This window comes from Promicromonospora aerolata (assembly GCF_042682255.1).
Taxonomy (GTDB): Bacteria; Actinomycetota; Actinomycetes; order Actinomycetales; family Cellulomonadaceae; genus Promicromonospora; species Promicromonospora aerolata.
In genome coordinates this window covers 398,740-422,721 of sequence record NZ_JBHUHF010000001.1, presented here as the reverse complement: position 1 = coordinate 422,721, position 23,982 = coordinate 398,740, and the positions used below count along the sequence as shown (strand labels likewise).

Annotated in this window: 18 protein-coding genes and 1 pseudogene; 6 read left to right on the top strand and 13 right to left on the bottom strand. The window is 71.2% G+C overall.

Features of this window, described 5'->3' with window-relative positions:
- Positions 1-96: 96 nt before the first annotated feature.
- Both mshC and ACFSL2_RS01905 read right to left on the bottom strand, forming a co-directional pair.
- Entirely contained in the window at positions 97-1,416 is a 1,320-nt protein-coding gene (mshC, locus tag ACFSL2_RS01910) for a cysteine--1-D-myo-inosityl 2-amino-2-deoxy-alpha-D-glucopyranoside ligase (RefSeq protein ID WP_377196209.1), read from the bottom strand.
- Positions 1,417-1,479: 63 nt separating this feature from the next.
- Entirely contained in the window at positions 1,480-2,400 is a 921-nt protein-coding gene (locus ACFSL2_RS01905) for an undecaprenyl-diphosphate phosphatase (RefSeq protein ID WP_377196208.1), read from the bottom strand.
- A gap of 68 nt (positions 2,401-2,468) precedes the next feature.
- On the opposite strand from ACFSL2_RS01905, the pseudogene ACFSL2_RS01900 reads away from it, so the two are divergent.
- Positions 2,469-3,442 (top strand): annotated as a pseudogene (locus ACFSL2_RS01900) (aldo/keto reductase).
- 22 nt (positions 3,443-3,464) lie between these two features.
- Here ACFSL2_RS01900 and ACFSL2_RS01895 read toward each other — a convergent pair.
- Positions 3,465-3,779, bottom strand: a complete 315-nt coding sequence (locus ACFSL2_RS01895) for a primosomal protein (protein WP_377196207.1) — start codon at positions 3,777-3,779, stop codon at positions 3,465-3,467.
- A 152-nt stretch (positions 3,780-3,931) separates the two neighbouring features.
- Between ACFSL2_RS01895 and ACFSL2_RS01890 the strand changes: the two genes are divergently transcribed.
- From ACFSL2_RS01890 to ACFSL2_RS01880, 3 genes are all read left to right on the top strand, one after another.
- Entirely contained in the window at positions 3,932-4,948 is a 1,017-nt protein-coding gene (locus tag ACFSL2_RS01890; protein ID WP_377196206.1) for a DUF418 domain-containing protein, read from the top strand.
- A 95-nt stretch (positions 4,949-5,043) separates the two neighbouring features.
- Entirely contained in the window at positions 5,044-5,259 is a 216-nt protein-coding gene (locus ACFSL2_RS01885) for a DUF5703 family protein (protein WP_377196205.1), read from the top strand.
- Positions 5,256-6,116, top strand: a complete 861-nt coding sequence (locus tag ACFSL2_RS01880) for a fructosamine kinase family protein (protein ID WP_377196204.1) — start codon at positions 5,256-5,258, stop codon at positions 6,114-6,116. The genes ACFSL2_RS01885 and ACFSL2_RS01880 overlap by 4 nt, the downstream gene beginning before the upstream one ends.
- A 7-nt stretch (positions 6,117-6,123) precedes the next feature.
- Here ACFSL2_RS01880 and ACFSL2_RS01875 read toward each other — a convergent pair whose 3' ends face one another.
- Both ACFSL2_RS01875 and ACFSL2_RS01870 read right to left on the bottom strand, forming a co-directional pair.
- The gene (locus ACFSL2_RS01875) at positions 6,124-7,473 is read right to left on the bottom strand and encodes a M20/M25/M40 family metallo-hydrolase (RefSeq protein WP_377196203.1); all 1,350 of its coding nucleotides are present in this window, start codon (positions 7,471-7,473) and stop codon (positions 6,124-6,126) included.
- A gap of 84 nt (positions 7,474-7,557) precedes the next feature.
- Entirely contained in the window at positions 7,558-9,681 is a 2,124-nt protein-coding gene (locus ACFSL2_RS01870; protein WP_377196202.1) for a M3 family metallopeptidase, read from the bottom strand.
- Positions 9,682-9,754: 73 nt separating this feature from the next.
- Here ACFSL2_RS01870 and ACFSL2_RS01865 point away from each other — a divergent pair, with 73 nt between their 5' ends.
- Positions 9,755-10,171 carry a DUF6314 family protein gene (locus tag ACFSL2_RS01865; protein ID WP_377196201.1) on the top strand — a complete coding sequence of 139 codons (417 nt, stop codon included), beginning with the start codon at positions 9,755-9,757 and terminating at the stop codon, positions 10,169-10,171.
- A gap of 73 nt (positions 10,172-10,244) precedes the next feature.
- Here ACFSL2_RS01865 and ACFSL2_RS01860 read toward each other — a convergent pair whose 3' ends face one another.
- Entirely contained in the window at positions 10,245-11,624 is a 1,380-nt protein-coding gene (locus ACFSL2_RS01860; protein WP_377196200.1) for a ricin-type beta-trefoil lectin domain protein, read from the bottom strand.
- 115 nt (positions 11,625-11,739) lie between these two features.
- Positions 11,740-13,398 carry an ABC-F family ATP-binding cassette domain-containing protein gene (locus ACFSL2_RS01855; protein ID WP_377196199.1) on the bottom strand — a complete coding sequence of 553 codons (1,659 nt, stop codon included), beginning with the start codon at positions 13,396-13,398 and terminating at the stop codon, positions 11,740-11,742.
- A 360-nt stretch (positions 13,399-13,758) separates the two neighbouring features.
- Here ACFSL2_RS01855 and ACFSL2_RS01850 point away from each other — a divergent pair, with 360 nt between their 5' ends.
- Positions 13,759-16,626 (top strand): AfsR/SARP family transcriptional regulator, encoded by a 2,868-nt coding sequence (locus ACFSL2_RS01850; RefSeq protein ID WP_377196198.1) that lies wholly within the window; start codon positions 13,759-13,761, stop codon positions 16,624-16,626.
- A 101-nt stretch (positions 16,627-16,727) separates the two neighbouring features.
- Here ACFSL2_RS01850 and ACFSL2_RS01845 read toward each other — a convergent pair whose 3' ends face one another.
- From ACFSL2_RS01845 to ACFSL2_RS01820, 6 genes are all read right to left on the bottom strand, one after another.
- Entirely contained in the window at positions 16,728-17,606 is an 879-nt protein-coding gene (locus tag ACFSL2_RS01845; RefSeq protein ID WP_377196197.1) for a peptidase inhibitor family I36 protein, read from the bottom strand.
- Positions 17,607-17,653: 47 nt separating this feature from the next.
- Positions 17,654-19,402 carry a peptidoglycan-binding protein gene (locus tag ACFSL2_RS01840; protein WP_377196196.1) on the bottom strand — a complete coding sequence of 583 codons (1,749 nt, stop codon included), beginning with the start codon at positions 19,400-19,402 and terminating at the stop codon, positions 17,654-17,656.
- A gap of 54 nt (positions 19,403-19,456) precedes the next feature.
- Positions 19,457-20,596: an alginate lyase family protein gene (locus ACFSL2_RS01835; protein ID WP_377196195.1), complete on the bottom strand. Its 1,140-nt coding sequence runs from the start codon at positions 20,594-20,596 to the stop codon at positions 19,457-19,459.
- A gap of 198 nt (positions 20,597-20,794) precedes the next feature.
- On the bottom strand, positions 20,795-21,733 hold the full coding sequence (locus ACFSL2_RS01830; protein WP_377196194.1) for an ABC transporter permease subunit: 939 nt from the start codon (positions 21,731-21,733) through the stop codon (positions 20,795-20,797).
- Positions 21,730-22,746, bottom strand: coding sequence for an ABC transporter ATP-binding protein (locus ACFSL2_RS01825; protein WP_377196193.1), 1,017 nt, complete (start codon positions 22,744-22,746; stop codon positions 21,730-21,732). Before ACFSL2_RS01825 ends, ACFSL2_RS01830 begins: the two co-directional genes overlap by 4 nt.
- Positions 22,743-23,834: a LolA family protein gene (locus ACFSL2_RS01820; protein WP_377196192.1), complete on the bottom strand. Its 1,092-nt coding sequence runs from the start codon at positions 23,832-23,834 to the stop codon at positions 22,743-22,745. Before ACFSL2_RS01820 ends, ACFSL2_RS01825 begins: the two co-directional genes overlap by 4 nt.
- Positions 23,835-23,982: the final 148 nt, after the last annotated feature.

Genomic DNA, 23,982 nt, shown 5'->3' with positions numbered 1-23,982 from the left:
CCGGGTTAAATGCAAACGGAAGCAGGGGTCAAAACTAACCTGACCGGCGCCTGACGTGGCCCTGGCCTACCTGGTGCGCACCGGGTCGCAGAACGGTCAGAGACGCACTCCGAGCAGGGCGTTCACCGTGCGAGCCAGCACCCCAGGAGCACCCTCTTCGTCGGCGGACGTGTCCCGCGCGGGGTCGAGGGACAGCTCGGCCCAGGCGTCGACGGCGGCCACCGCGGCCGGTGCGTCGAGGTCGTTCGCGAGCGCCGCACGCACCGCGGCCAGCGTCGCGTCGGGGGACGGGCCGCCGTTGCCGGACACCGCGGAGCGCCACCGCACGAGCCGGGCCTCGCCCTCGGGCAGAGAGGTCTCGTCCCACTCCCAGTCGGTGCGGTAGTGGTGGACCAGCAGGGCCAGCCGGATCGCCATCGGGTCGTGGCCGGCCGCCCGCAGGCGCGACACCAGCACCAGGTTGCCGAGCGACTTGCTCATCTTCTCGCCCTCGTAGCCGACGAGTCCCGCGTGCACGTGCGTGCGTGCCCCGGCGGGCTCGCCGTCGGGCTCGCCGTCGGGCCCCGGACACAGCAGCCGCAGGTGGGAGGTCGACATCTCGTGGTGCGGGAACAGCAGGTCCGAGCCGCCACCCTGCACGTCGAACCGCTCCCCCGCGGCCAGGCCGAGGCCGTCCCGGGCGATCACCGCACACTCGATGTGCCAGCCGGGGCGGCCGGTGCCGAGGAGGCCGCCGTCCCAGGCGGGCTCGCCCGGGCGCTCACGGCGCCACAGCAGCGGGTCGAGCGCGTCCTTCTTGCCCGCACGGTCGGGGTCGCCGCCGTGCTCGGCGAAGTCGGCCAGCGCCTGCTCGCGGTCGAGGTGCGCCACGGCACCGAAGTGCGGGTCGGCGGTGAGGTCGGCGTAGACGTCGCCCAGCTCCGGCGTCGAGCCGCCGGCACCTGGCTCGAGCGGCACCCGATACGCGGCACCGGACTCGACCAGCGCCGCCACGGCGCGCACGACGTCGGGCACCGACTCCACGGCACCGGTCCACGTGTCCGGCGGGACGACGCCGAGCGCCGTCATGTCCTCGCGGAACAGTGCGGTCTGGTCGGCGGCGAGCTCGCGCCAGTCCACACCGGTCGCGTCCGCACGCTCCAGCAGCGGGTCGTCGACGTCGGTCACGTTCGAGGTGTAGACCACGTCCTTGCCCGCGTCGCGCCACGCGCGCACCAGCAGGTCGAACGCCACGTAGGTGTTCGCGTGCCCGATGTGGGTGGCGTCGTACGGGGTGATGCCGCAGGCGTACAGCCGGGCCCGTGGCCCTGGTGCCGCCTCGACGAGCTCTCCGGTGGACGAGTCGTGGACCCGCACCGGGTCGGAGGCGGGGAAGCCGGGAAGCTCCGGGACTTGGGGTGTGGGCCAGGCGTGCACGCGACCAACGATAACCGCCGCCCGGGACGCCCCCGGACCACGTCAGGACCCTGGCGGTGTGTTCTAGCTGACGCCGCCGGTCGCGTCGATGGTGCCCGACATGAGCAGCCACACGACGGCGCCCGCGAGCGCGAACCGGTAGAACACGAACGGCTTGTAGGAGTAGTTCCCGACGATCTTGAGGAACCCGATGATTACCGCGTACCCGACACCGAACGCGATGATCGTCGCGATGATCGTCGCGCCCCAGCCGGGCGCACCCTCGGGGATGGGCTCACCCATCGTCTTGAACAGCTGGTAGAAGCCGGAGCCGAGAACCGCGGGCAGGGCGAGGAGGAACGAGTAGTCCGCGGCGGCCCTGCGCGTGAAGCCCATGGTCATGCCGGCGGTGATCGTGCCACCGGAACGGGACACGCCCGGCACCAGTGCCAGCGCCTGAGCCAGACCGAAGCCGAGGGCGCTGGGCCCCGTGAGCGACGTCAGCTCGCGCTCCTGGCGGCCGAAGACGTCGGCCAGGAGCAGCAGGAGCCCAAAGAACGCGAGCGTGAAGACGGTGAGCCAGAGGTTGCGGAACGTGGACTCGATCTGGTCCTCGAACAGAAGGCCGAGCACCACGATCGGGATCGAGCCGAAGATGATGTACCAGCCCATCGCGGCGTCGTGGTTGGCGGTGGCACCGGGGCGACCGTGCCGCAGGTCGACCGACCCGGGCCGCGGCCCCAGGCCGGCGCGCGCGCGCCAACCGTTGCCGTTCGCACCCGAGAGGGCCTTGAACCAGGCGACGAGGATCGCACCGATCTTCTTGCGGTAGTAGATGATCACCGCGATCTCGGTACCGATCTGCGTGATGGCGGTGAAGGCCGCGCCTGGGTCACCCGAGCCGAGCAGCTCACCGACGATCCGCAGGTGCGCCGACGACGAGATCGGCAGGAACTCGGTAAGGCCCTGAACCAGGCCCAGAAGGATCGCTTCCCACGCAGTCACGGGCGGTGACACTACCCCACGGCGCGCCTCCTGACGCACCCGCAAGAGCCCCGGGTAGCCTGCCTCACATGGAACGACGCCGCGTGGGCAGGTCTGGCCTACGGGTCTCCGAGCTGGGTCTCGGGACCATGACCTGGGGTCGCGACACCGACGAGATCGACGCGGTCGAGCAGGTGCGCGACTTCCTCGACGCCGGCGGGACCCTGATCGACACCGCGGCCAGCTACGCCGACGGCGACGCCGAACGAGTCATCGGCACCCTGCTCTCCGGCAAGGTGGCGCGGCACGAGGTGGTGCTCGCCACCAAGGCCGGCATCCGCTCGGAGTCCCGGCCCGACGGCGGCTCCGGCCGCGTGGTGGACGCCTCGCGCGGCGCGCTGCTCGACAGTCTCGACGAGTCGCTGCTGCGCATGGGGACCGACCACGTGGACCTGTTCCTCGTGGCCTGCCCCGACCCGCACACCCCGCTCGAGGAGACCTGCAACGCGCTGCGCATCGCGGTCACCAGCGGGCGCGCCCGGTACGTGGGGCTGTGCAACCACCCCGGCTGGGCCACCGCACGCGTGGCGACGCTGCTCGAGCCCGACGTCGGCCTCGCCGCCGTCGAGCTCGAGTACTCGCTGCTGCAGCGCGGCGTGGAGCGCGAGGTGCTGCCCGCGGCCGACGCCCTCGGTGCCGGGCTGCTCGCCTGGTCGCCGCTCGGCCGCGGCGTGCTCACCGGCAAGTACCGGCGCGCCATCCCGGCGGACTCCCGCGCGGCCGGGGCGCTCGCGGGGTTCGTCCAGCCGTACCTGGAGGGGCCGTCACCCGCCGTCGTCGAGGCGGTCGCGACCGCGGCGGAGGGCCTCGGCCGCACCCCGGGGAGGTCGCCGTCGCGTGGCTGCTGGAGCGCGAGGGCATCGCGTCGGCGATCGTGGGCGCGCGGACTCCCGCGCAGCTGCGTTCGTCGCTGGACGCCGCGAGCCTCGAGCTGCCCTATGAGGTGCACGCCGCCCTGGACGACGTCTCCGCCCCCGAGATCGGCTACCCCGAACGCTGGTGACCGTCCCCGCGCTCGTGCCCGATCAGCGTTGCTGCGCGGGCTGCGGCTCCTCCTCCGCCTCTTCCAGGTCGTCGTCGAAGTCGATGTCGTCGAGGTCCTCGTCCTCGTCGTCATCGTCGTCGTCGACCTCATCGGCCTCGTCGGCCAGGTAGAACGGCGTCACCTCGCCGAACACCGTGGCCAAGGACTCCTCGTACACCTCGTAGGCGTCGGCGAGCACGTCGTACGCGTCGTCGACGGCGGGGTCGTCGTCACTCCGGCGAGTGGCGACCGCGTGATGATGGGCCTCGAGTGCGGCAATGAGGCGATCGAGCGCGGCACGCGGTTCAACGGTCATGCCTTGACTGTAGCGTCACGTCCTGGCCAGCGGGATCGCAAATCCTGATCGTTACGGCCGATTTCTCGCCCAGGGTTTACCCCGACCACCGACGAGGAACCTGGTCCCGTAGGTGGATGTCGGCCCGGTGCCGGATCGCTTGGATGATGGCCATGAGCACTCTCGTCCAGCCGGCCGGACCGGTGACCGCGACCCGACGGCGCTGGCAGTTCCTCGACTCCCTGCGCGGCTTCGCCGTTCTCGGGATCCTGCTGGTCAACGCGATCGATATCACCCAGGTCGGCGTGGCGCGGCTGATCGAGGGCGGCGCCCGGATCCCCGACCCGGTCGAGGAGGCGCTCTACCTCACGGTCCAGACCCGTTTCGTGCCCATCTTCATCCTCCTGTTCGGGATGAGCCTCTGGCTGGTGCTCGACGGCGCCCGCGCGCGTGCCCCGCGACCCGGGCTCGTGCTGGTGCGCCGTCTGGCCGGCCTCACGGTCATCGGCGGGCTCCTGATGTTCGCCTACCCCGGCAACATCCTCCTGGAGTACGGCGTCGTCGGCCTGCTGATGCTCCCCGTCGTCCTGTTCGCTCCGCGCCCCGTGACGCTCGGGGCCGGCGTCGTGCTCACGTTCGCCGCGTACGCGATCTTCGGCGGAGGGCTGCCGTCCGTCCCGGGTCTCGTGCTGCTCGGTGCGGGGGCGGCCGCCTTCGGTCTGCCGCGGGCCCTGGAGCGGCCGGGCAAGGCCGTCGCCGTCGTGTTCGCCGTCGCGGCCCTGCTGACCGGGCCCGCCCTGCTCTGGCAGCAGACCACACCGGGCGATCCACGGTTCTCGACCCCGGGCGGGATCGCCGGCCTGGTCATGGCCGTGCTGTACACCTCGGGGCTGGCGCTGCTCTGGCGTACGCCGGCCCGCAGGGCGATCGCCGCCGCCTTCGAGCCGCTGGGCCGGATGGCGCTGAGCAACTACGTCGGTGCCGCGATCGTGATGGCACTGGTCCCGCTGGTCGCGGACGTCGGCCACCTGACGAGCGTGACCCCCGTCGTCCTGCTGTCCCTGGCGCTGATCGTGGCGCAGTCGCTCCTGAGCCGCCTCTGGCTCACGTACTTCGCCTACGGTCCGGTCGAGTGGCTGTGGCGCGCCGTGACCTGGCTCCGGCCGGTTGCCCTGCGCCGCACCCCGTGAGCCACAATGGGCGGATCGAAGTGTGTTGCTGTCGCCGCTCAGCAATGAAAACGGCATAAACTGACCTCACCCGCGACCCGAGGACGGTGCATCAGATGGCGAGAGACGGCTCCGTGTTCCGCAAGCACAGTCAGTACGAGTACCGCGTGATGACGTTCGATCCGGGCACCCCCGTGCCGGATGCTCGCCGGTTGCTCACCGATGAGGCCGAGTACGGCCGTTGGGAGCTGGCAAGGACCCTTCTCTACATCGGCGGCAGGCGCAAGGTCTGGCTCCGCCGCAAGATCATCAAGGTCTCCTCCACCCTGTGACGCCCGCCGGCCGCGACGTGTTCCGCAAGGCTCGTGCGGGCGCGCCGGAGGGCTTCTTCGCCCGCGAGGCGGCCGGCCTGGACTGGTTGTGCGTCGACGGCGGCCCGCGGGTCGCCCGCGTGTCCGACGTCGGGCCCGGCCATCTCGACCTGGAACGCCTCGCCCCCGCCGCGCCGACCCCCGCGGCCGCGCGCGCCTTCGGCCGGGCCCTGGCCGTGCTGCACGACGTCGGCGCGGACGCCTTCGGCGCGGGCCCGACGGCGGCCTGGGGCTGGTCCGGCACGCCGGACGGCTGGTTCGGACCGCTGGACGACCCGCTGCCGATGGCGGGCGGGGCCTGGGCCACCTGGCCGGAGTTCTACGCGGACGCGAGGCTGCGCCCGCTGCTGGACCAGGGACGCGACCGCGGGGTCTTCACGGACGACGACGCCCGGCGCGTCGACGCCGTCCGTGCGCTGCTGCCCCGTCTGGCAGGAGCCGCCGCCGACGACGAGCCGGCGCGCCTCCACGGGGACCTCTGGTCCGGGAACGTGATGTGGGTCCGCCCGGCGCACCCCGGGGACGAGCCGCCGGCGCACCCCGGGGACGAGCCGCCGGCGGACGCCGTCGAGGCGGCGCTCATCGATCCGGCCGCGCACGGCGGGCACCGCGAGACCGACCTCGCGATGCTCGACCTGTTCGGAGCGCCGCACCTCGCGGAGATCCGCGCCGGATACCAGGAGGTGCACCCGCTCGCCCCCGGCTGGCAGCACCGTGTGCGGCTGCACCAGCTCTACCCGCTCGCGATGCACGCGGTCCTCTTCGGCGGCTCCTACGTCTCCGCGACGCGCTCGCTGCTGACCGAGCTGACGGCGTAGCCGGCGCTCAGCAGCTCGCCAGCAACCGGTCCAGCACGCGCGTACCGAACTTCAGCGCCTCGGTGGGTACCCGCTCGTCGACGCCGTGGAACATGCCCGCGAAGTCGAGGTCGCCCGTGAGCTGCAGCGGCGCGAAGCCGTAGCCGGTGATCCCGAGCCGGTGCAGCGACTTGTTGTCGGTGCCGCCCGACAGCGTGTAGGGCAGCACCTTCGCCCCCGGGTCCTCCGCGTCGATCGCCGCGACCATGGCGTCGACCAGGGAGCCGCTGAACGGCACCTCCAGCGCCGTGTCCTGGTGGATCGTCTCGATGCGTACCGCCGGTCCCGCGAGCTCGCGCAGCTTCGCCATGCCGGTCTCCTCGTGACCCGGCAGGAGCCGCACGTCCAGCGTCGCCTCGGCGCGGCCGGGAATCACGTTCGCCTTGTAGCCGGCCTCGAGCTGCGTCGGGTTGGAGGTGTTGCGCACGGTGGCGCCCACGAACTTGGCGACGGGGCCGAGCGCGGCGATCAGGTCGTCGATGGTCGAGGGGTCCGAGTAGTCCACCGGCAGCCCGGTGAGGTCACCGACGCCGCGCAGCAGCGCGTCCACCGTGGGTGTGATCGTGTACGGCCAGGCGTGCTGCCCGATCCGCGCGACGGCGGCGGCCAGCTCTGTCACGGCGTTCTCCCCGTTGACCTGCGATCCGTGCCCGGCGCGCCCGTCGGCGACGAGGCGCAGCCACGCCAGCCCCTTCTCCGCCGTCTGCAGCAGGTAGGCGCGCTTGCCGCCCAGCTCGACCGAGTAGCCGCCCACCTCGGAGATCGCCTCGGTGGCACCCTCGAACAGCTCGGGCCGGTGGTCCACGGCCCACCGCGCGCCGTGCACGCCGCCCGCCTCCTCGTCGGCGAAGAACGCGACCACGACATCGCGTGCGGGCTTGCGGCCCTCGCGCACCATCTGACGCACGACCGCCAGGATCATGGCGTCCATGTCCTTCATGTCGACGGCGCCGCGACCCCACAGCAGCCCGTCGGTCTCCTCACCGCCGAACGGGTCGACCGTCCAGTCGTCCTTGGCCGCCGGTACGACGTCGAGGTGCCCGTGCAGCACGAGCGCGGGCCGGCTGCGGTCCTGACCCTCCAGCCGCACGACGACCGACGCGCGCCCCGGGAGCGACTCGAACAGCTCGGGCTCCAGCCCGACCTCGTGCAGCAGCTCCATGACGTACTCGGCCGCCGCGCGCTCCCCCGGGCCCTCGTTGTTGCCGTAGTTCGACGTGTCGACCCGGATCAGCTCCTGGCAGATCCGGATGACCTCGTCGGCGGCGGTGGGCACCGGGGCGGGCACGGGCGTGGGGGTCGGAACAGTCTCAGTCACGAGGGCTACCGTAACCGGCCGGTGTGACACGAGGGGCCGACGCTCGACCGCGACAAGCACGAGGCCGGTGCACCGTCGCGCGGTCTACGAAGGTTCCACCGTCAGCCCCCGGCGCGCCAGCAGCGGCGCGATCTCCGGCGCACGCCCCCGCAGGTCCTCGAACGACGCCAGCGGGTCCTGGGAACCGCCCCGCGCGAGGAGCTTGCGGCGGAACGCCTCGCCGTTCTCCCGGGTGAGGCCACCGTTCTCCGCGTACCACTCGACGGTGTCGGCGTCGAGCACCTCCGACCAGATGTAGGAGTAGTACCCGGCCGAGTAGCCGCCGCCGAAGATGTGGTTGAAGTAGGTGGTGCGGTACCGCGGCGGAACGGACTCGAAGTCGACGCCGGCCGCCGCGAGCGCCGCCGCCTCGAAGGGCAGCACGTCCTCGACGGAGGTCGGCACCTCCGCGGGCGTGAGCTGGTGCCAGGCCTGGTCGAGCAGGGCGGCGGCGAGGTACTCCGTGGTCGCGAAGCCCTCGCCCCAGAGGCGGGAGGCAAGCATGGTGTCCACCCACTCGGCGGGCATGGGCTCGCCGGTGGCGTGGTGCACCGCGAACGACCGCAGGATCTCCGGTTCCCAGGACCACATCTCGTTGACCTGCGACGGGTACTCCACGAAGTCGCGCGGTACGGCCGTGCCCGACTGGGACGGGTAGCGGACGTCGCTGAGCAGGCCGTGCAGCGCGTGCCCGAACTCGTGGAACAGGGTGGTGACCTCGTCCCACACGAGCAGGGTCGGCTCCCCGGCCGGCGGCTTGACGATGTTGAGGTTGTTGACCACCACGGGCTGCTGGCCCAGCAGGTGGTTCTGGTGCACCAGGCTGTCCATCCAGGCACCTCCGCGCTTGGACTCGCGGGTGTACCAGTCGGCGAGGAACAGGCCGAGGCCCGTGTTCGGTTCTCCGGGCTCTGGCGCGTCGAACACCTCGAAGATCCGCACGTCGGGGTGGTAGCCCTGCAGGTCGGAGCGCTCGCTGAAGGAGATCCCGAACAGGAGGCCGGCTGCCTTGAACACGCCGTCGTGCACCACACGCTCGAGGTCGAGGTAGGGGCGCAGTGCGGCGTCGTCCAGGTTGAACCGTTCCTTGCGCACCGCCTCGCTCAGGTAGGACCAGTCGGCGGCGGCGACGCTCCCGGGCTTCTGGCCGCCGGGCGCCCCGTTCACCGCGGCGAGCTCCCTCGCCTCGCGCCGCGCGTTGCCGACGGCGGCCGGTGCGAGCCGGGCGAGCATCTCGTTGACGGCGGCGGTGGTGCCGGCGGTCGCGTCCGCCGCGACGTAGGCGGCGTGGTGCTCGTAGCCGAGCAGCTGGGCGTGCTCGGCCCGCAGCCGCGCGAGCTCCAGCAGCACCTCGCGGGTGTCGGTGCCGCCGCCGGTGGCGCCTCGGGTCCGGGACGCCTCCTGGATCCGGGCCCGCAGTCCGGCGTCCGCCAGGGAGGCGAGCACGCTCTGGTGGGTGAAGAGCTGCATCTCGAGGAGCCAGCCGTCCTTGCCGCGGGCCTGCGCGGCCGCCCGCGCGCCGGCCTTGGCGTCCGCGGACAACCCGGCGAGCTCGGCCTCGTCGGTCACGAGCACGCTCGCCTGGTTGGCGCCCGCCAGCAGCTTGCGGCCGAAAGCGGCCTGGAGCGACGTGATCCGGGAGTTCAGGGCTCGCAGCCGCTCCTGGTCGCCCGCGGACAGCGCGATGCCGGACCGCTTGAACTGCGTCAGGAGCTTCTCGAGCAGGTAGGCGGTGTCGGGTTCGACGGCGAGGGTGCCGGCGGCCGCGGCGTCGGCCAGGGACCGCACCCGCTCGTGGAGCCGCGCGTCCATCAGGATGGCGTCCTGGTGCGCGGCGAGCTGCGGCGCGATCCGCTCCTGCACGTCCTCCAGAGCGGGGGTCGCGTCCGCGGACAGCTGGTTGTAGAACGCCGCGGACGCCCTGCCGAGCAGCTGGCCCGCGCGCTCCAGCGCCTCCAGCGTGTTCTCGACGGTCGCCGCCTCGGAGCGTGTCACGATCGCGTCGACCTCGGCACGGTGCGCGGCCATGCCCGCGACGATGGCCGGTTCGTAGTGCTCCTCCCGGATCGCGGAGTAGTCGGGCAGCTCGTACGGCAGTCCGGACGGTGCGGCGAAGGGGTTGGCCGGGTCCAGGCCGCCGGACACGGTGGTCTCATGGGTCGACGTCATGGGGACATCCTGGCTCATCCTGGCGTACGACCCGGAGGATTTTCCGGCAGCCCTCGTACTTTATCGTCGAGCCGTGGATCCGCTCCGGCTCGTCGGCACCTGGAACTTCCGACGGGAGATCCACGACCACCGCGACGGCGCGGAATACACCGCGCACGGGACGGCCCGGTTCACCCGGCAGGACGACGGCCGGATCCGCTGGTCCGAGCACGGCACCCTGGACTGGGTCTCCGGGAGCACGCCCGTGTCGCGCACGCTCTTCCTGGTCCGGGACCCGGCCGACGACGAACGGCGCTGGCGTGTCACGTTCGAGGACGGCCGCGACTTCCATCCGTGGACGGCCGGCGCGGTCGAGCACCTGTGCGGACGCGACCTGTACCAGGGCGGCGTCGCGGCGTCGGAGGAGTTGGCCACCCGGTGGCAGCTGCACTGGCGCGTCACCGGCCCGGAGAAGGACTACACGATGCGCACCACCTACCTAGCACCCTGACCCCTGAGCTGTGGGCGTGATCGTTGCGCCTCGACCGGGCGAACAGCCGCGACGATCACGCCCACGACCAGGGTCAGAATCCCGCGGTGATGCGCGTGAACTCGAGGTTCTGCTGCGCGATGCCGCTGCAGCTCGCCGACAGCCCCCCGCCCGCGCAGCCCCGGTCCCGGTTGACCGACCAGAACGCCAGGCGCGTGAGCCCGTTGTTCCGGGCGTAGTCCCGGATCTGCGTCCAGGACGCGGGTGTGGTGACCTCGCCCTGGTCGGAGACCCCGTTCATGCCGGAGATCCCCATGTGCGCGTACGCCTGGGCGTCGGTCCAGCCGTGCGCCGCCTTGAGCTGGTTCTTCAGCCCCTCCGAGGCGTTGATCGTCGACTGCACGATGTTCGTCGAGCCGAAGTTGAACGGCATGATCGTGTAGTTGTCGATCGGCGTCCCCAGCTCGGCTGCGCGGTTGATCAGCCGCGTGCCCCACCAGTTGGGTCCGTTCAGGCCGGTGCCGAACGTGACCACGATCTTCGTGCCGGGGTTGTTCCGCTTGACGATGGCCAGACCGCGCAGGATCCGGTCCTGGACGGCCTCGTTCTCGAACTCGTCGGAGTTCTCGATGTCGAAGTCGACGACGTCGGGGTGGTGCGCGTCGATCACCCGCTGCACGGCTCCCGCGTACGCCTCGGGCGTGGCGCAGTTCGGGCCCAGCTTGGTGCCGGACCATCCGCCGAACGAGATCTGCACCTGACCGCCCGCGGCCTTGATGGCGTTGATGGTCTGCTGGTCGACGCCGCCCGTCAGCGGCCGCTGGCCGTCCCATGCGGGGTTGCACCCGCCCGAGGACAGCATGAACGCCATCGTGAACCCGCGGACGCCGGTCTGGTTCATGACGTCGACAGGGTTCTGCGGGTTGCCCCAGCCGAGGTACAGGTAGGGAGCTCCGGCCATGCGCCCGGTGCCGGGGTCGCCGCCACCGTCGCCCGCCGGCAGCTGCCACACCTGGTTGGCGCCGGCGTGGCAGTCCCAGATGATGAGCGGGGTGCGGTCGGCCGTGTTCCAGCCGGAGACGTCGAGACACTTGCCCAGTGCCCGCAGGGTGCCGTCCGCCTGGTGCCTCCACTGCTGCGCCACGTTGCCGTTGCAGGCCACGATCTGCACCTTGGTGCCGTTGGTGGAGTCGCCCCAGGCCACGTCGAGACACTTGCCGAGCGCCCGGATCGTCCCGTCGGAGCGGACGTCCCAGGTCTGCGCGGCCGTGCCGTTGCAGGTGTACAGCTGGACCTGGGTACCGTCGGCGCTGTTCCCGCCCGCGACGTCGACGCACTTGCCGCCGTACCCGGAGATCGCTCCCGTGGCCGCCTGTGCCGGCGCCGCGCCGACCCCCAGGGCGAGCACGGTCAGCAGAGCAGTGGTGAGAGCTGTGAGGCCACCGAGTACACGGCGCCGTCGACGTGCTTGCATGGTCGTCCTCCTTGACGTTCACGCCATTAAGTAAGGAGACCTTATTGCTTGCCGCCGTCTGACCGATACTGGGGTTTACCCGTACACGCGGGTACCGCGGGCCACCCGGACGACCTCAGCCCCGCCGCACCTCCATGAGGTTTCCCGCCGCGTCGAGGCGGATCTCCGCGTCCAGGCCCAGCCGGTCCAGGAACGCCCCGTCGTGGCTCACCACCACCAGCGCGCCCCGGTACGCCGACAGCGCGTCCACCAGCTGGTCGGTGCTGGCGATGTCCAGGTTGTTCGTCGGCTCGTCCAGGATCAGGAGCTGCGCCGGCGGGTCGGCCAGGAGCAGCCGCGCCAGCGCCACCCGGAACCGCTCACCGCCCGACAACGTCCTGACCGGCCGGTCCACCGCCGCACCCCGGACCAGGAACCGAGCCAGCCGGTTGCGCAGCTCCCCCGGCGGCACGTGCGGCGCCCCCGCGCGCACGGCGTCCAGCACCGGCGCATCGTCCGGGAGCACATCGACCCGCTGCGGCAGATACGCCACGCGGTCGGTGAGCAGCTCGCCCGACGCCGTCGGCCCGTCCACGAGCAGCCGCTCCAGGAGAGTCGTCTTGCCGACGCCGTTCGGGCCCGTCAACGCGATCCGCTCTGGACCCTGGACCACGACCTCCCGGCCGTCCGCGCCGCGCAGCACCGCCAGCCGCCGTCCGGCGGGCACACCCGGGTCCGGCAGGTCCACGGAGATCCGGTCGTCGTCCCGCACCGCACGCTCCGCCTGGTCGACCGCCACCCGCGCGGCCTCGACCTTGTCGTCCAGCATCCCGCGCCGCGACCCCGCCGACTTCTCCGCACCGTTGCGCCGGTCGTTGATCACCGCCTTGACGTACTTGCTGTTCGCGGCATCCTTGCGGCCCTTGCGCTCGCTGTGCGCGATCCGCTCCTCCGCCTCGATCCGCTGCCGCTTCTCCCTGCGGAGCGTCTGCTCCGCCGAGCGCAACGTCTGTGCCGCCGCCTCCTGCTGCACCGCCAGCCACTCCCGGTACGCCGAGTACGGCCCCCCGAACGTGGTCAGGGACCCCGCGCGCAGCTCCGCCGTCTCGTCCATCAGCTCCAGCAGCGCCAGGTCGTGCGAGACCACGACGAGCGCGCCCCGCCAGCCCCGCACCAGCGCGTAGAGGCGCTCGCGGGCGGCGGCGTCGAGGTTGTTCGTCGGCTCGTCGAGCAGGGCGACGGCGCCACCCCCGCTCGACTGGCGCAGGCGCACCCCGCTGATCGCGGTGAGCATGGTCTCGCCCCCGGAGAGCGTCGCGACCGTGCGGTCCAGCCCGGTGGGCAGGCCGGTGGCCGAGAGCAGCGCGACGGCCCGCTCCTCGACGTCCCAGTCATCGCCGACGACGTCGAAGTGTGCGGGGTCGACGTCCCCCGACTCGATGGCGCGCAGCGCACGCACGACGGGCGAGATGCCGAGCAGGTCGGCGACCGTGGCTTCGCCCGTCCGGGCCGTTCCAGGGGCTCCGGAGCGGAGCGAAGGGATCTCGCGGGGTGCCGCGTCGTGCGTGATCCGCTGCGGGAGGTAGTCGGCGGTGCCGCTGAGCGTCACACTGCCCGACGTCGGCGTGAGCAGGCCGGCGACCAGCCGCAGCAGGGTCGACTTGCCCGCCCCGTTGAGACCGGTCAGGCCGGTGCGGCCGCGGCCGAAGGCGCCGGAGACGTGGTCGAGCGCGACGGCGCCGTCCGGCCAGGCGAAAGCGACGTCGTGCAGCACGACGGAAGGGTTGGACAACATGGAAGGACTCCCGGGTGGTGGCTGGTGCCGACGCCGGGTACCGCAAGCGGGCAGACGTCAGCGCGAGGTGGTCTCGTACCGGGAGATGTCCGTCATCACAGTCCTTCGGGTTGCTCCCTCACACGCGCGGCACACCCGCAGGAGCAGAACGAGCCTGACATGGCCCCACGCCGGGGCGCAACGTGATTCTCACCCGTCCTTGGTCGACAGCCGGACGCAGGCCGGCGACATGCCGATGACGAGGTAGCACGTCGCCCAGGTGAGGTGTGTCGATCCGCCATAATCCTACGGGTGCCCCGGTACCTCCGTGCCGAGCCGTTGCACGGCTTTCCCCTGAGTGGCACCGAGAGGGAGGTTCGGATGCGTATGAGGGTCCTCGGTCCCGTCGAGGTGTCAGACGGCCGGAGCTGGGCTCCGGTGTCTGCCGCGCGCTGCCGCGCGGTACTTGGCACCCTCGTCGCCCACGCACCACAGGCCGTCTCCGTCGACGGCATCGTGCACGACGTGTGGGGCTCCACGCCGCCGGCCTCGGCGTCCGCACAGACGTACACCCACGTCCGGAAGATCCGGCTCCTGCTCGGCGACCCGAAGGGTGCGATCCTCCGACTGACCGACTCCGGCTACAGCCTGGGCGGGGGACGCCTCGATGTGGACGCCGGATGCTTCGAGGCAGGGGTGACCGATGGGCGGCGAGCGTTCGAAGCCGGTCATTTCGAGGCTTCGTTGGACCTTCTTGAGACCTCCCTCGCTCGGTGGCGCGGCGAGCCGTTCGACGGATGTCCTCCGGGCGAGCGTGCTGTCGAGCTCACCCACCGGCTGACGAACCTCCGCCTGACCGCCATCGAGGACTCCTTCCAGGCGAGGCTCAATCTTGGTCGCCATCGTGGAGTCGTGGCGGACCTCGAGGAGCAGATCGCCGAGCACCCGTTCCGTGAGCCGCTCTGGCGTCAGCTTCTGATTGCTCTGTACCGCAGCGGCCGGGCCGGCGAGGCGCTGCAGCAGTACGACCGGCTGCGCCGTACGTTGGCCGACGAGCTCGGCGCCGATCCGAGTCCTGCCACGAGGACGCTCCACGAGCAGATCCTCCATGAGTCGCTACCGCCGGCGGAGACCGCTCCACCGCCTGACTCCGTCCATCCCTCGACGCCGTCGATGCTGCCTGCTCCTCCGTCGCTTCGGCAGCTCCCGCCCGGGCTGCCCGACTTCTGTGGTCGCCAGACCGAGGTCGCCGACCTCACCGGGCTCCTCGACGGCGACGCCGAGCGCGACCAGGCCACGGTCGTCGTGGTGCACGGGGCGCCCGGCACCGGTAAGTCGAGCCTCGCCCTTCATGTCGCTCGCGCCGTTCGGGAGCGATACCCGGACGCGCATTTCCGCCTCGACCTCGCCGGCACCAGCTCCGATCCGCGAAAGCCTGGCGAGCTGCTGACCACGATGCTGCAGAGCATCACCGGCTTCGGCCACATCCTGCCGACGTCCCATGACGACCGTGCTGCTCTCCTGCACTCGCTCCTTGCCGAACGCAGCGTCCTCCTCCTGCTCGACGACGCCACGGACGCCGGACAGGTGCTGCCACTCCTGCCACCCAACGGCCGGTCGGCGGTCGTCGTCACCAGCCGCCGCATGCTCCCCGAGCTGCCCGGTGCCCGGCGGTTGCAGCTCGACGGCCTCACCTCCAGCGATGCCTTGCAGCTGCTTGCCCGGATCGTCGGGCAGGACAGGATCGACGACGAGCTGGACGACGCCCGGGCGATCGTGCGCCTGTGCGGGTTCCTCCCGTTGTCGATCCGCATCGCTGGGGCAAAGCTCCTCAGCCGCCCGTCCTGGCCGTTGATGCGCCTGCGGAAGCGGCTCGAGGACGAAACTCGCCGGCTCAGCGAGCTGAGTATCGGTGACCTCGACGTCCGTGCAAGCCTCGACCTGTCCCTGCGTTCCCTGTCCGACGACGCTGTGACGGCCTTCGACCTGTTCGGTCTGCTCGGACTGAGCGAAGCACCGATCTGGTTGTTCGGTGCGCTGCTGAACACCGCGGACTACGACGACGTGGTCGACGAGCTCATCGATGCCGGTCTGCTGCAGCAGGCAGGCATCGACGCTGTCGGTCAGCTTCGCTATCGGATGCACGACCTGCTTCGAGACTACGCGCGGCAACGGGCACAACAGCGTGGACCGGAGATCTGTCGTGGGGCGGCCGCGCGCGTCGTGCACAGCTGGACGCTTCTCGCCGACACGCTGCGTCGGAGCCGTCCACACAACTTCTTCGACCCGCTGGACCGCCCGCGCAGTGCCGCGATGGACCCCCTGCCGCCCTGGGTCCCCCGCGACGAGGACCGCCCGGACGACAGCGCCCTCGGCGCGGTCTGGATCGCCACCGAGCGCCGAAGCCTGCTGGAAGCCGTCCGTCTGGCATGCCGGGAGGGCCTCGTCCGTGAGGGATACGGGCTGGCCGCTGTGCTCGGGCCGCTCTACGACGAGTACGCGGTGTACGAGGACTGGCGCGCGACCCACCTGGCAGTGCTGGCCTGCCCTGACCTCGCCCCGTCCTGGGCGGCGACGCTACAGCGCGGGCTGGGCCAGGTGCACATCTACAAGGGCGACATCGACACCGCCGGGGAGTACCTGACCCGCGCGCTGCGCACCTTCCAGGACGACGGCAACCCCGTGGGCGCCGCGCTGGCGAACGCCGGGCTGGCTACGGTCGCCCGGTGCCGTGGCGGATACCGAGAGGCTGAGAACCTGCTGCGCGACGCGCTGGCCGTGATCCGGTCCGCCGGTGACCCGCCGAAGGAACTGGTGCTGTGCAACGGCATCGGTCGCTTGCTCGTCCTGCAGGGCCGTACCGACGAGGCAAGGCCCTGGCTCGAGGACACGATCGCCCTGGCACGCCGCACGGCCGACGCGCATCGGGAAGCGGTTGCCTTGCGCGACGCTGGTGCCCTGGAGCTCGCCGAGGGGAACGCCGACCTGGCACGACGATGGCTCGAGGACGCGGCGCAGACCTTCTGGCAGCTGCACGACGAGCGCTGCGGTGCCGCGACGCTCCTGCAGATGGGGCTGGTCCTGGCGGCACTGGCTGATCAAGAGCGTGCCATCGCCTCGCTCACCGAAGCCGCGGAGTTCTACCACCGCCACGGGTTGTGGGACGACGAGCAGCGCTCGCTGTCGCTCATCGCCGACCTCAGGGTTCCGGCGGACGGCCCGCGGCGGTCCCGGGCCGACGAGGACTGACTCCCGGCCACGAGCGGTGCCGCATCTCGCTGGTGACCGGGAGTCGTGTTCGGGCATGGCACGGCTGGAAGCCGTGCCATGCCCACTGCACGGAAACTGGTTCAGTTCTCGCGAAGCCCTCGGGCAACCCAGAAGTTGGTCGGGTCGGGATTTTCCAGGGTCCAGTCGTCAACGCTGCGAGCCGCGCTGGTCTGCCGACCCGGCCGCATCTCCACGTGAGTGTGCGCAGCCGACGACGAGCTGACGCCCCGCCACGACTCGTAGCCGATGATGTCGCCGGTGTGGACGTAGTCGCCGGCATCGACGGAGTCCTTGGGGTTGGCGTGCAGGTAGACCACCGTCTTGTCGATGGCCGAGTAGTAGATCGCGATCGTGGACAGGCCGCTCCTGCCTGTGTACCCCTCGGTGACCCGGGTGACCCAGCCCCGTGCCAGGGCGTGGACCGGGGTCCCGATGCCCTTGGCCATGTCGATGCCCTCGTGACGGCCCGGAGTGTTGACGTAGCCGTCGAAGTGGCTGGTGATCGTCCCGCCACCGGCCTCGTAGAGCTGCCAGGCGATGCGGTTCAGGTTACCGATGTGCATGCCGGCGTTGTCGTTGTTGAGGGTCGAGTTCAGGTTGGCCGCCGTGCCGGCACCGATCTTCTGGCCGGCGCCCCGATAGCCCGAGTTGTAGTAGACCCCGACCGTCTTGCTCGTACGGTTCCACACCGAACCGACCTGATTCTTCAGGCACTGCCCGCGCTTGGCGCCGGTGACGAACTTGGCGCACCCGGACCCGGTGCCGAAGTCCTTCCAGCTGTTCACGAGGTCACGCATCGAACCGGTGCGCCCCGTGCCGTCGTACAGGCAGACCTCGCCGCTGTCGCACCTGCCGTCGTTCACGCCGGCAGAGGCGGTCGGGGCGACGGCCGCCGACGCCCCGAGCATCACGGCCACGACCCCCGCTGACGCGAGAATCTTCCTCAGTGGTGACATCATCGTTCCCTCTTTCTCTTGTCGAGCGGTTCATCTGGTGTCTCGTCCGGTCAGGTGAATGGAACGCCCAGGCGGTCCCAGGAGCTCTGCCCGGGCCAGCCGTCAGCGCCCGTGCCCGAGTACCCGAGCTTGCGCTGCCAGTTGGCGTACGACTCCCGGTCCGCGTCCGACCACTGCGGCCCGGGACCGACCTCGTAGACCGCGCACCCTTCGGCGACGAGCCGGTGGCCCATGGCGGTCACGATCGTGCTCCGAGGGCTGCTGCGGAACCAGTCCGCTCCCGGGAAGGGCTCCGTGGAACCGGCCGTCTGCTTGGGCACCTTGAGCGCGTCCCACGAGACCTGTCCGGGCCAGCCGTCGGCCGCGGTGCCGGAGAACCCGAGCTTCTCCTGCCACAGCGCGTACGACTGCCGGTCCACGTCCGACCAGCGCGGCCCCGGACCCACCTCGTAGCGGCTGCAGCGTTCGACGACGAGGCGGTTGCCCATCGCGGTGACGACAGAACTGTTGGGGCTGTTCCTGAACCAGTCCGCCCCGGGGAAAGGCTCGTACTCGGCGGTCGACTGCCTCGGCACTCTGAGGCGGTCCCAGGAGCTCTGTCCGGGCCATCCGTCGGCGTCCGCTCCGGAGTATCCGAGCTTCTCCTGCCACAGCGCGTACGACTGCCGATCGGCATCGGACCACTGCGGCCCCGGACCGGACTGATAGGCGCTGCACCCTTCAGCCACCAGGCGCGTACCCATCGCGGTGACGATCGGACTGTTGGGGTTGTTCCTGAACCAGTCGGGGCCCGGGAAGGGCTCATAGGAGACAGGCCCAGGTGACACACCCGCGTCAGGGACCCGTAGGCGGTCCCATGAGGTCAGGCCCGGCCACCCGTCAGCGTCCGCCCCGGAGTATCCGAGGGAACGCTGCCAGCTCGCGTAGGACTGGCGATCGACGTCGGACCACTGCGGACCCGGACCGATCTTGTACAGCCCGTGCCCCTCTGCCACCAGACGCCGACCCATCTCCGTGACGATCGGGCTGTTGGGAGCGCCCTTGAACCATTCGGTGCCGGGGAACGGTGTGTAGGAGCCTCCAGGCGGGGTGGTCGTACCAGGATGCGGGTCGTCCAGTTCCTGACCTCGCCCGGGGATGACCAGCTCCTGACCGGAGACGATCGGGTAGTCGGGATACTCCAGGCCGTTGACCTCGGCGATGTACGTATAGGGAACCCCGTAACGGTTGGCGATCCCCTTCAGGGTCTCGCCGGGCTGCACGATGTGCGTGGTCCCGCCGCTCGACGAGCCGGGGTCCAGGGACCCGTCCTGCACCATGCTGTACAGCGGCTCGCCCGGGCACGAGGTGGACCTGACGTCTCTGTGGCCGATGATCTCGGTGCCCGCACCGTAACGCCGCAGGTAGGCGATGGCGTCCTTGATCCCCTCGACCATGTCGGCGGTCGGGCGGTACGCATAAGGGGCCCAGGAGGCCTCGCCGAGGAAACAGAGGACGCCGTAGTAGTCGTGGTTGGCCTCCGTGGTCCCCTGGGACGCGGACCGCACGTCCTTCCCACGGCCCTCGAAGACATAGCCATGCAGACAGACGGCGAGGTTGTAAGCGATGTCGCCCCAGCCCCTGCCATCCATGTGGAAGTTCTGGACCGAACGCATCCTGGCCGCGCACCGGGAGTGGTCGATCGCAATGGACGCCTCACCCTCGTAGTGCATCGCCACGCCGCGCCAACCGAACCCACTGGGATAGTCATCGACGTTCGCAGTACGTGCTCCCCACTCCGCACGGGTTACGAATCTCATGTTCCTCTTTCCATGGTGTGTTTCTGGCCGCGACCGGAAGACAGTTCGAAGCGATCAGTCAAGGAAGTACGCGTACCTGCCGAGCCCCATCCGGTCGACGGCGCCACCTTCGGCCCGAGCCTCGTCGGCCAGGTGCGTGAGCCTCGCGGAGACGTCAGCGCTCTGCCGCCCGGCATAGTGGTCGTGCAGGATCGCCCAGGCGGAGCCGGACTCGGAGGTGCCCCACAAGCGGTCAGGGTTCTGGAAGTGCTCGTAGTCCTGCGTGGTCCCGGCGACGAACGCCGCCGAGGCCAGGAGCCGTGAGCCCTGCGACGAGTACAGGTCGTACCCCTGGCTCCATGCCATCTCGCAGACCACGGCCGCCAAGCCCGTCGCGATGATCGAGTGGACCTGTCCCATGCCCTCGTCGTGCACGAAGGGGATGACCTTGACGATCGGAGCCCCAGCCCGGTGGTCGAAGTGGTCCACCGCCTGTGCGAGCAATGCCTCGTCGTCGCGGAAGATCGCGATCGACATCATCGAGGCCAGGTGGGCAAGGTCCCACACGACCCCGAAACGCGACAGGCACCCGTCGTCCGCGGCCGTCAGCTGGTGCTGGTTCGACGGGAGGATGACGTCCTTGAGCATCGCGTCGAACGCTGCAGCGTCGAGATCATCGCGGTCACGCACCAGCTCCGCAGCGTTGGCGAGCACGAATCCGTGAATCCCGGAAGCGAGAGGCGTGCTCGGTGCGCCGACGATCGAGGTGAGCGTCGCTGACCACGCGTTGAGGATCGCGCAGGCGGTCCGGGCGCGCGCCTCGTCGCCGTTCACCCGCCAGATCAGTGCGTTCTGGTAGGCGGCGTGCGCATCATCGAGAAGGTCGTGGTAGTTGACGTCCTCGCCGCCCACCCGAAGAACGGCGGCTGGGCCGGCGGTCCAGTCCGTGCGGGACCGTGGGTCGGAGATCAGGCGCGACCAGGCCGAGGCATATGGTGTGCTGCCGGCGTCGACCCCAGCCTTCACCGCTGCCAGGTGGTCGACGGTGTGCAGGGCCCCCGGATGGACGAGCCCGGCTTCCGCCGTCGTGAGCGGAACCGCGAAGGCAGGAGAGGTCGCAGCGAACGACGCGACTGCCGTACCAGCCCCCACCACGGCGATGCCGCGCAGGAACTGGCGGCGACTCGTGTCGTGGGACATCAGGTTCGGTGACAATCCGGGCTCCTTCGTTGGAACGATGTGCCTGTCTCGTGCGACAGCCTGTCGTACGCCCCTATGGGCGGCCGACGCTCGTTCCATGCCCGATCTATGACCTCTGGGACGCAGTCACCGCGACGCCAGCGGCGGACGTCGACTGAATCGACGTCCGCCGCTGGCATCCTGCGCTCACTCGGACCGGTACGGGCCGATCGCTCAGCCGTCCCTGGTCGTCAGCCGCGCGTACGCCACCGACAGGCCGATGACCAGGTAGCACAGCGCCCGGAAGGCGCCCTCGCCCAGGCCGTCGAACGACACCGGGTCCCGGATCAGGTCGATCAGGTTCGGCAGCGACGACGGCAGCAGGTACGGGTGCAGCCAGTCCAGCGCCGAGATCTGCAGCAGCACCACGGAGACGATCAGCCCGCCGAGCACGCCCACCACGACGAGCATCGGGTGCTCCGTGGACGCCGAGATGGCCAGGGCCACGGCACCGACCGCCATCAGGTAGACCGTCGCCCACCCGACGGCGACGGCCAGCCGCCACAGCACGGCGCCGAACGACAGCTCCGTCCCAGACATCGACACCAGACCGTCGGTACCCGCGAGGACCAACCCGGTCACCAGGCCGGACACGACGACGAGCGACGCCGCGACCAGGGCGACGACGAGCACACCCACCGACTTGACGAGCAGCAGCCGCCCGCGGCTCACGGGGGCGAGCAGCCAGCCGCGCAGCGCGCCGTGGGACTGCTCCCCGGCCAGCGCGTCACCGCCGGCCATCGCCACCGTGAGCGGCAGCATGAGCATCAGCAGCGTCATCAGCGATCCCAGCGGCAGCACGAACGCGCTGGTCGCCATCGTCACGAAGATCGGCGGTCCCCCGCCGGACGGACCACCGGGACCTGTGCCGACCGGCGCGGCGGCACCGCCGTCCAGCGTCAGGTCGACCGCCACGCCGGTGATCACCGGGAGCGCGGCCAGCAGACCCAGCACGACCAGGGTCCGCGGACGCCGGAAGATCCACCGCACCTCGGCCCGCACCAGGCGCCAGACCGGGGCACGCCGGCGAGCGGGCAGCGCCACGGCCGGCACGCCGTCCGCGGCGGGCGAGGCCACCTGGCCCGTGGTCGCCGCAGGGCCCTGGACGGTCATCGCACCGCCTCCGCATCCTCGAGGTCCGGCTCGCCGACCAGCTCACCGACGTCGTGGGTCAGGCGAGCGAAGGCTTCCTCCAGCCCGGCCCGCTCCCGGCGAGCCTCGTCGACCCGGGTGCCGGCCCGCACCAGGGTCTCGATGACCGTCGCCGGCGTGGTCGTCGTGAGATCCACCCGGACGCCGTCGGGCGCGAGCCGCGCGGGGATCCGGTGGTCCCGCAGGACGTCGACGGCGGAGGCGCCGTCGGGCGTGGTCACGAGCAGCGTCGGGCTGCCCGACTCCAGCAGGTCGTCCAGTGCACCCTGCGCCACGACGACGCCCTGGTTGAGCACGACCACGTGCGTACAGGTGGCCTCGACCTCGGCCAGGAGGTGGGACGACACGAGCACGGTGACCCCCTGGGCGTGCAGCTCGGCGATGATCCGGCGGACCTCCTGCGTACCGGCCGGATCGAGACCGTTCGTCGGCTCGTCCAGCACGATCAGCCGGCGCGGCGCGAGCAGCGCGGAGGCGAGCCCGAGCCGCTGCTTCATGCCGAGGGAGTAGGCGCGGTACTTCCGCCTGGCCGCACCCGCGAGACCCACCCGCTCCAGCGCCGTGGACACGGCACCGTCCAGCTCCCGACCGGCCAGGAGCGGTTCGGCGGCGGCGAGCCGCTGCAGGTTCTCCCAGCCGGAGAGGAACGGATGGAACCCCGGTCCCTCCACCAGGGCCCCGACCTGGGGCAGCACCCGATCGGCGGCGTCGGGCATCGGCACGCCCAGCAGCTCGATCTCGCCCTCGGTCGGCTGGACGAGGCCGAGCAGCATCCGGATGGTCGTCGTCTTGCCGGAGCCGTTGGGCCCCAGCATCCCGACCACGGCGCCCTCCGGGACCTCCAGGTCCACGCCGTCCACGGCGACCGTGCCGCGATAGACCTTGCGCAGGCCCCGGGTGCGCGCCGCAACGGCGGCACCGGAGCCGTTCCTGGCCTCCGGTACCGCCGCTCCGGCGATGCGCGCTGTGGTCACTGCTGGTCCGGGGCGTCGACGAGCAGGGCGTCGACCAGTACCTGCCGCGGTACCGCGCCCGCCGCGATCCGGCCGTCCTCGGTGAGGACGGCACCTCCCACGGCGACCTGGACGTGCGTCCCGGAGCCGAACTCGCCGGACACGGGCTGCCCGATCTGCGCGAGGATCCCCTCGAGGTCCTGCCCGGTCCGGGCCGCGGTCTCGGGCGGTGCCGCCTCGGCCGGAGCCTCCGCGACCACCACCGTGTCCCAGCCGTCACCGACCGTCGTAGCGTGCTCCTCCATGCCACCGGGGCCCTCGGCCTCGTGGGCCGCGCGCGGGGCGTCGTCGGCCGAGGTGGTCTCGACCTCAGCACCGTCCGGCGGTGTGAACTCGAACAGGTCAGCGTCCTGCGCACCCACCTCGAACTCGACGAAGCCGAGCGAGAGCACCGGTTCGGACCTGCCGTTGGCGAACACGTCGAACCGCAGCGGGACGCGCGTCTCCTCGTCGATCGCGATCGTGATCTCCCGCAGCAGCGTCTTCTCCGACGGCTTCGGCGTGAGCACGAGCTCGTACGCGGCGCGGTCCGCGACCCGCGCCGTGCCGTCCACGAAGATGTCGCTGGTCGGGCGCAGGCGTTCGATGATCTCTGCCGCCGCCTGCGACGGGTCGGCCATCTCGGCCTCCAGCTGGCCCTTGGCCTCCGCGGCGTCGGCCGCGTCCCAGGTGAACCGCTTCGCGGTGTTCTCCTGCGAGTCGTACGCCCACGCCTCGTCCGCGTTCTTCACGAACGTCAGCTCGGACGCCTGCCGCTCGACCTGGACCCGCGCGCTCTCCTGGCCGTCGTGGAACACCCGGACCGCGTCGAAGTCGAGCGCACCCATACCGGGTACGACGGGTAGCCCGAGCTCGTTCTGCAGCTCCGCCTCACCCGAGAACGCGGGTGCCCGGGCCGCGAGCGCCGAGGTGACCAGCTCTTCCGCGCCGATCGCCGGAAGCTCGGGATCGGCGTCGGCGCCGGCCGGCAGCGTGCTCAGCGCCAGCCCCGCGAGACCGACCGTGATACCTGATCCCGCGGCGACCAACGCTTTCGTCCTCGGACCCATGTCCTGCTCCTTCGCTCTCCGACCAGTGTGCTGCATCCGACACCGTCAACGATGCCTGGTGGCGGCTGAGACCTCCCTCAGGCAGCGGCCGGACGCCGGGAATCGCGCGGACGGCGTCCGGAATGCTCCGCGGGAGGGGTCGTATGCG

Bases quoted from the DNA above. Each gene is read 5' to 3' on its own strand.
- ACFSL2_RS01895 (WP_377196207.1), bottom strand. From the start codon at position 3,779: ATGACCGTTGAACCGCGTGCCGCGCTCGATCGCCTCATTGCCGCACTC.
- ACFSL2_RS01890 (WP_377196206.1), top strand. From the start codon at position 3,932: ATGAGCACTCTCGTCCAGCCGGCCGGACCGGTGACCGCGACCCGACGG.
- ACFSL2_RS01885 (WP_377196205.1), top strand. From the start codon at position 5,044: ATGGCGAGAGACGGCTCCGTGTTCCGCAAGCACAGTCAGTACGAGTAC.
- ACFSL2_RS01870 (WP_377196202.1), bottom strand. From the start codon at position 9,681: ATGACGTCGACCCATGAGACCACCGTGTCCGGCGGCCTGGACCCGGCC.
- ACFSL2_RS01860 (WP_377196200.1), bottom strand. From the start codon at position 11,624: ATGCAAGCACGTCGACGGCGCCGTGTACTCGGTGGCCTCACAGCTCTC.
- ACFSL2_RS01855 (WP_377196199.1), bottom strand. From the start codon at position 13,398: ATGTTGTCCAACCCTTCCGTCGTGCTGCACGACGTCGCTTTCGCCTGG.
- ACFSL2_RS01850 (WP_377196198.1), top strand. From the start codon at position 13,759: ATGCGTATGAGGGTCCTCGGTCCCGTCGAGGTGTCAGACGGCCGGAGC.
- ACFSL2_RS01845 (WP_377196197.1), bottom strand. From the start codon at position 17,606: ATGATGTCACCACTGAGGAAGATTCTCGCGTCAGCGGGGGTCGTGGCC.
- ACFSL2_RS01840 (WP_377196196.1), bottom strand. From the start codon at position 19,402: ATGAGATTCGTAACCCGTGCGGAGTGGGGAGCACGTACTGCGAACGTC.
- ACFSL2_RS01830 (WP_377196194.1), bottom strand. From the start codon at position 21,733: ATGACCGTCCAGGGCCCTGCGGCGACCACGGGCCAGGTGGCCTCGCCC.
- ACFSL2_RS01820 (WP_377196192.1), bottom strand. From the start codon at position 23,834: ATGGGTCCGAGGACGAAAGCGTTGGTCGCCGCGGGATCAGGTATCACG.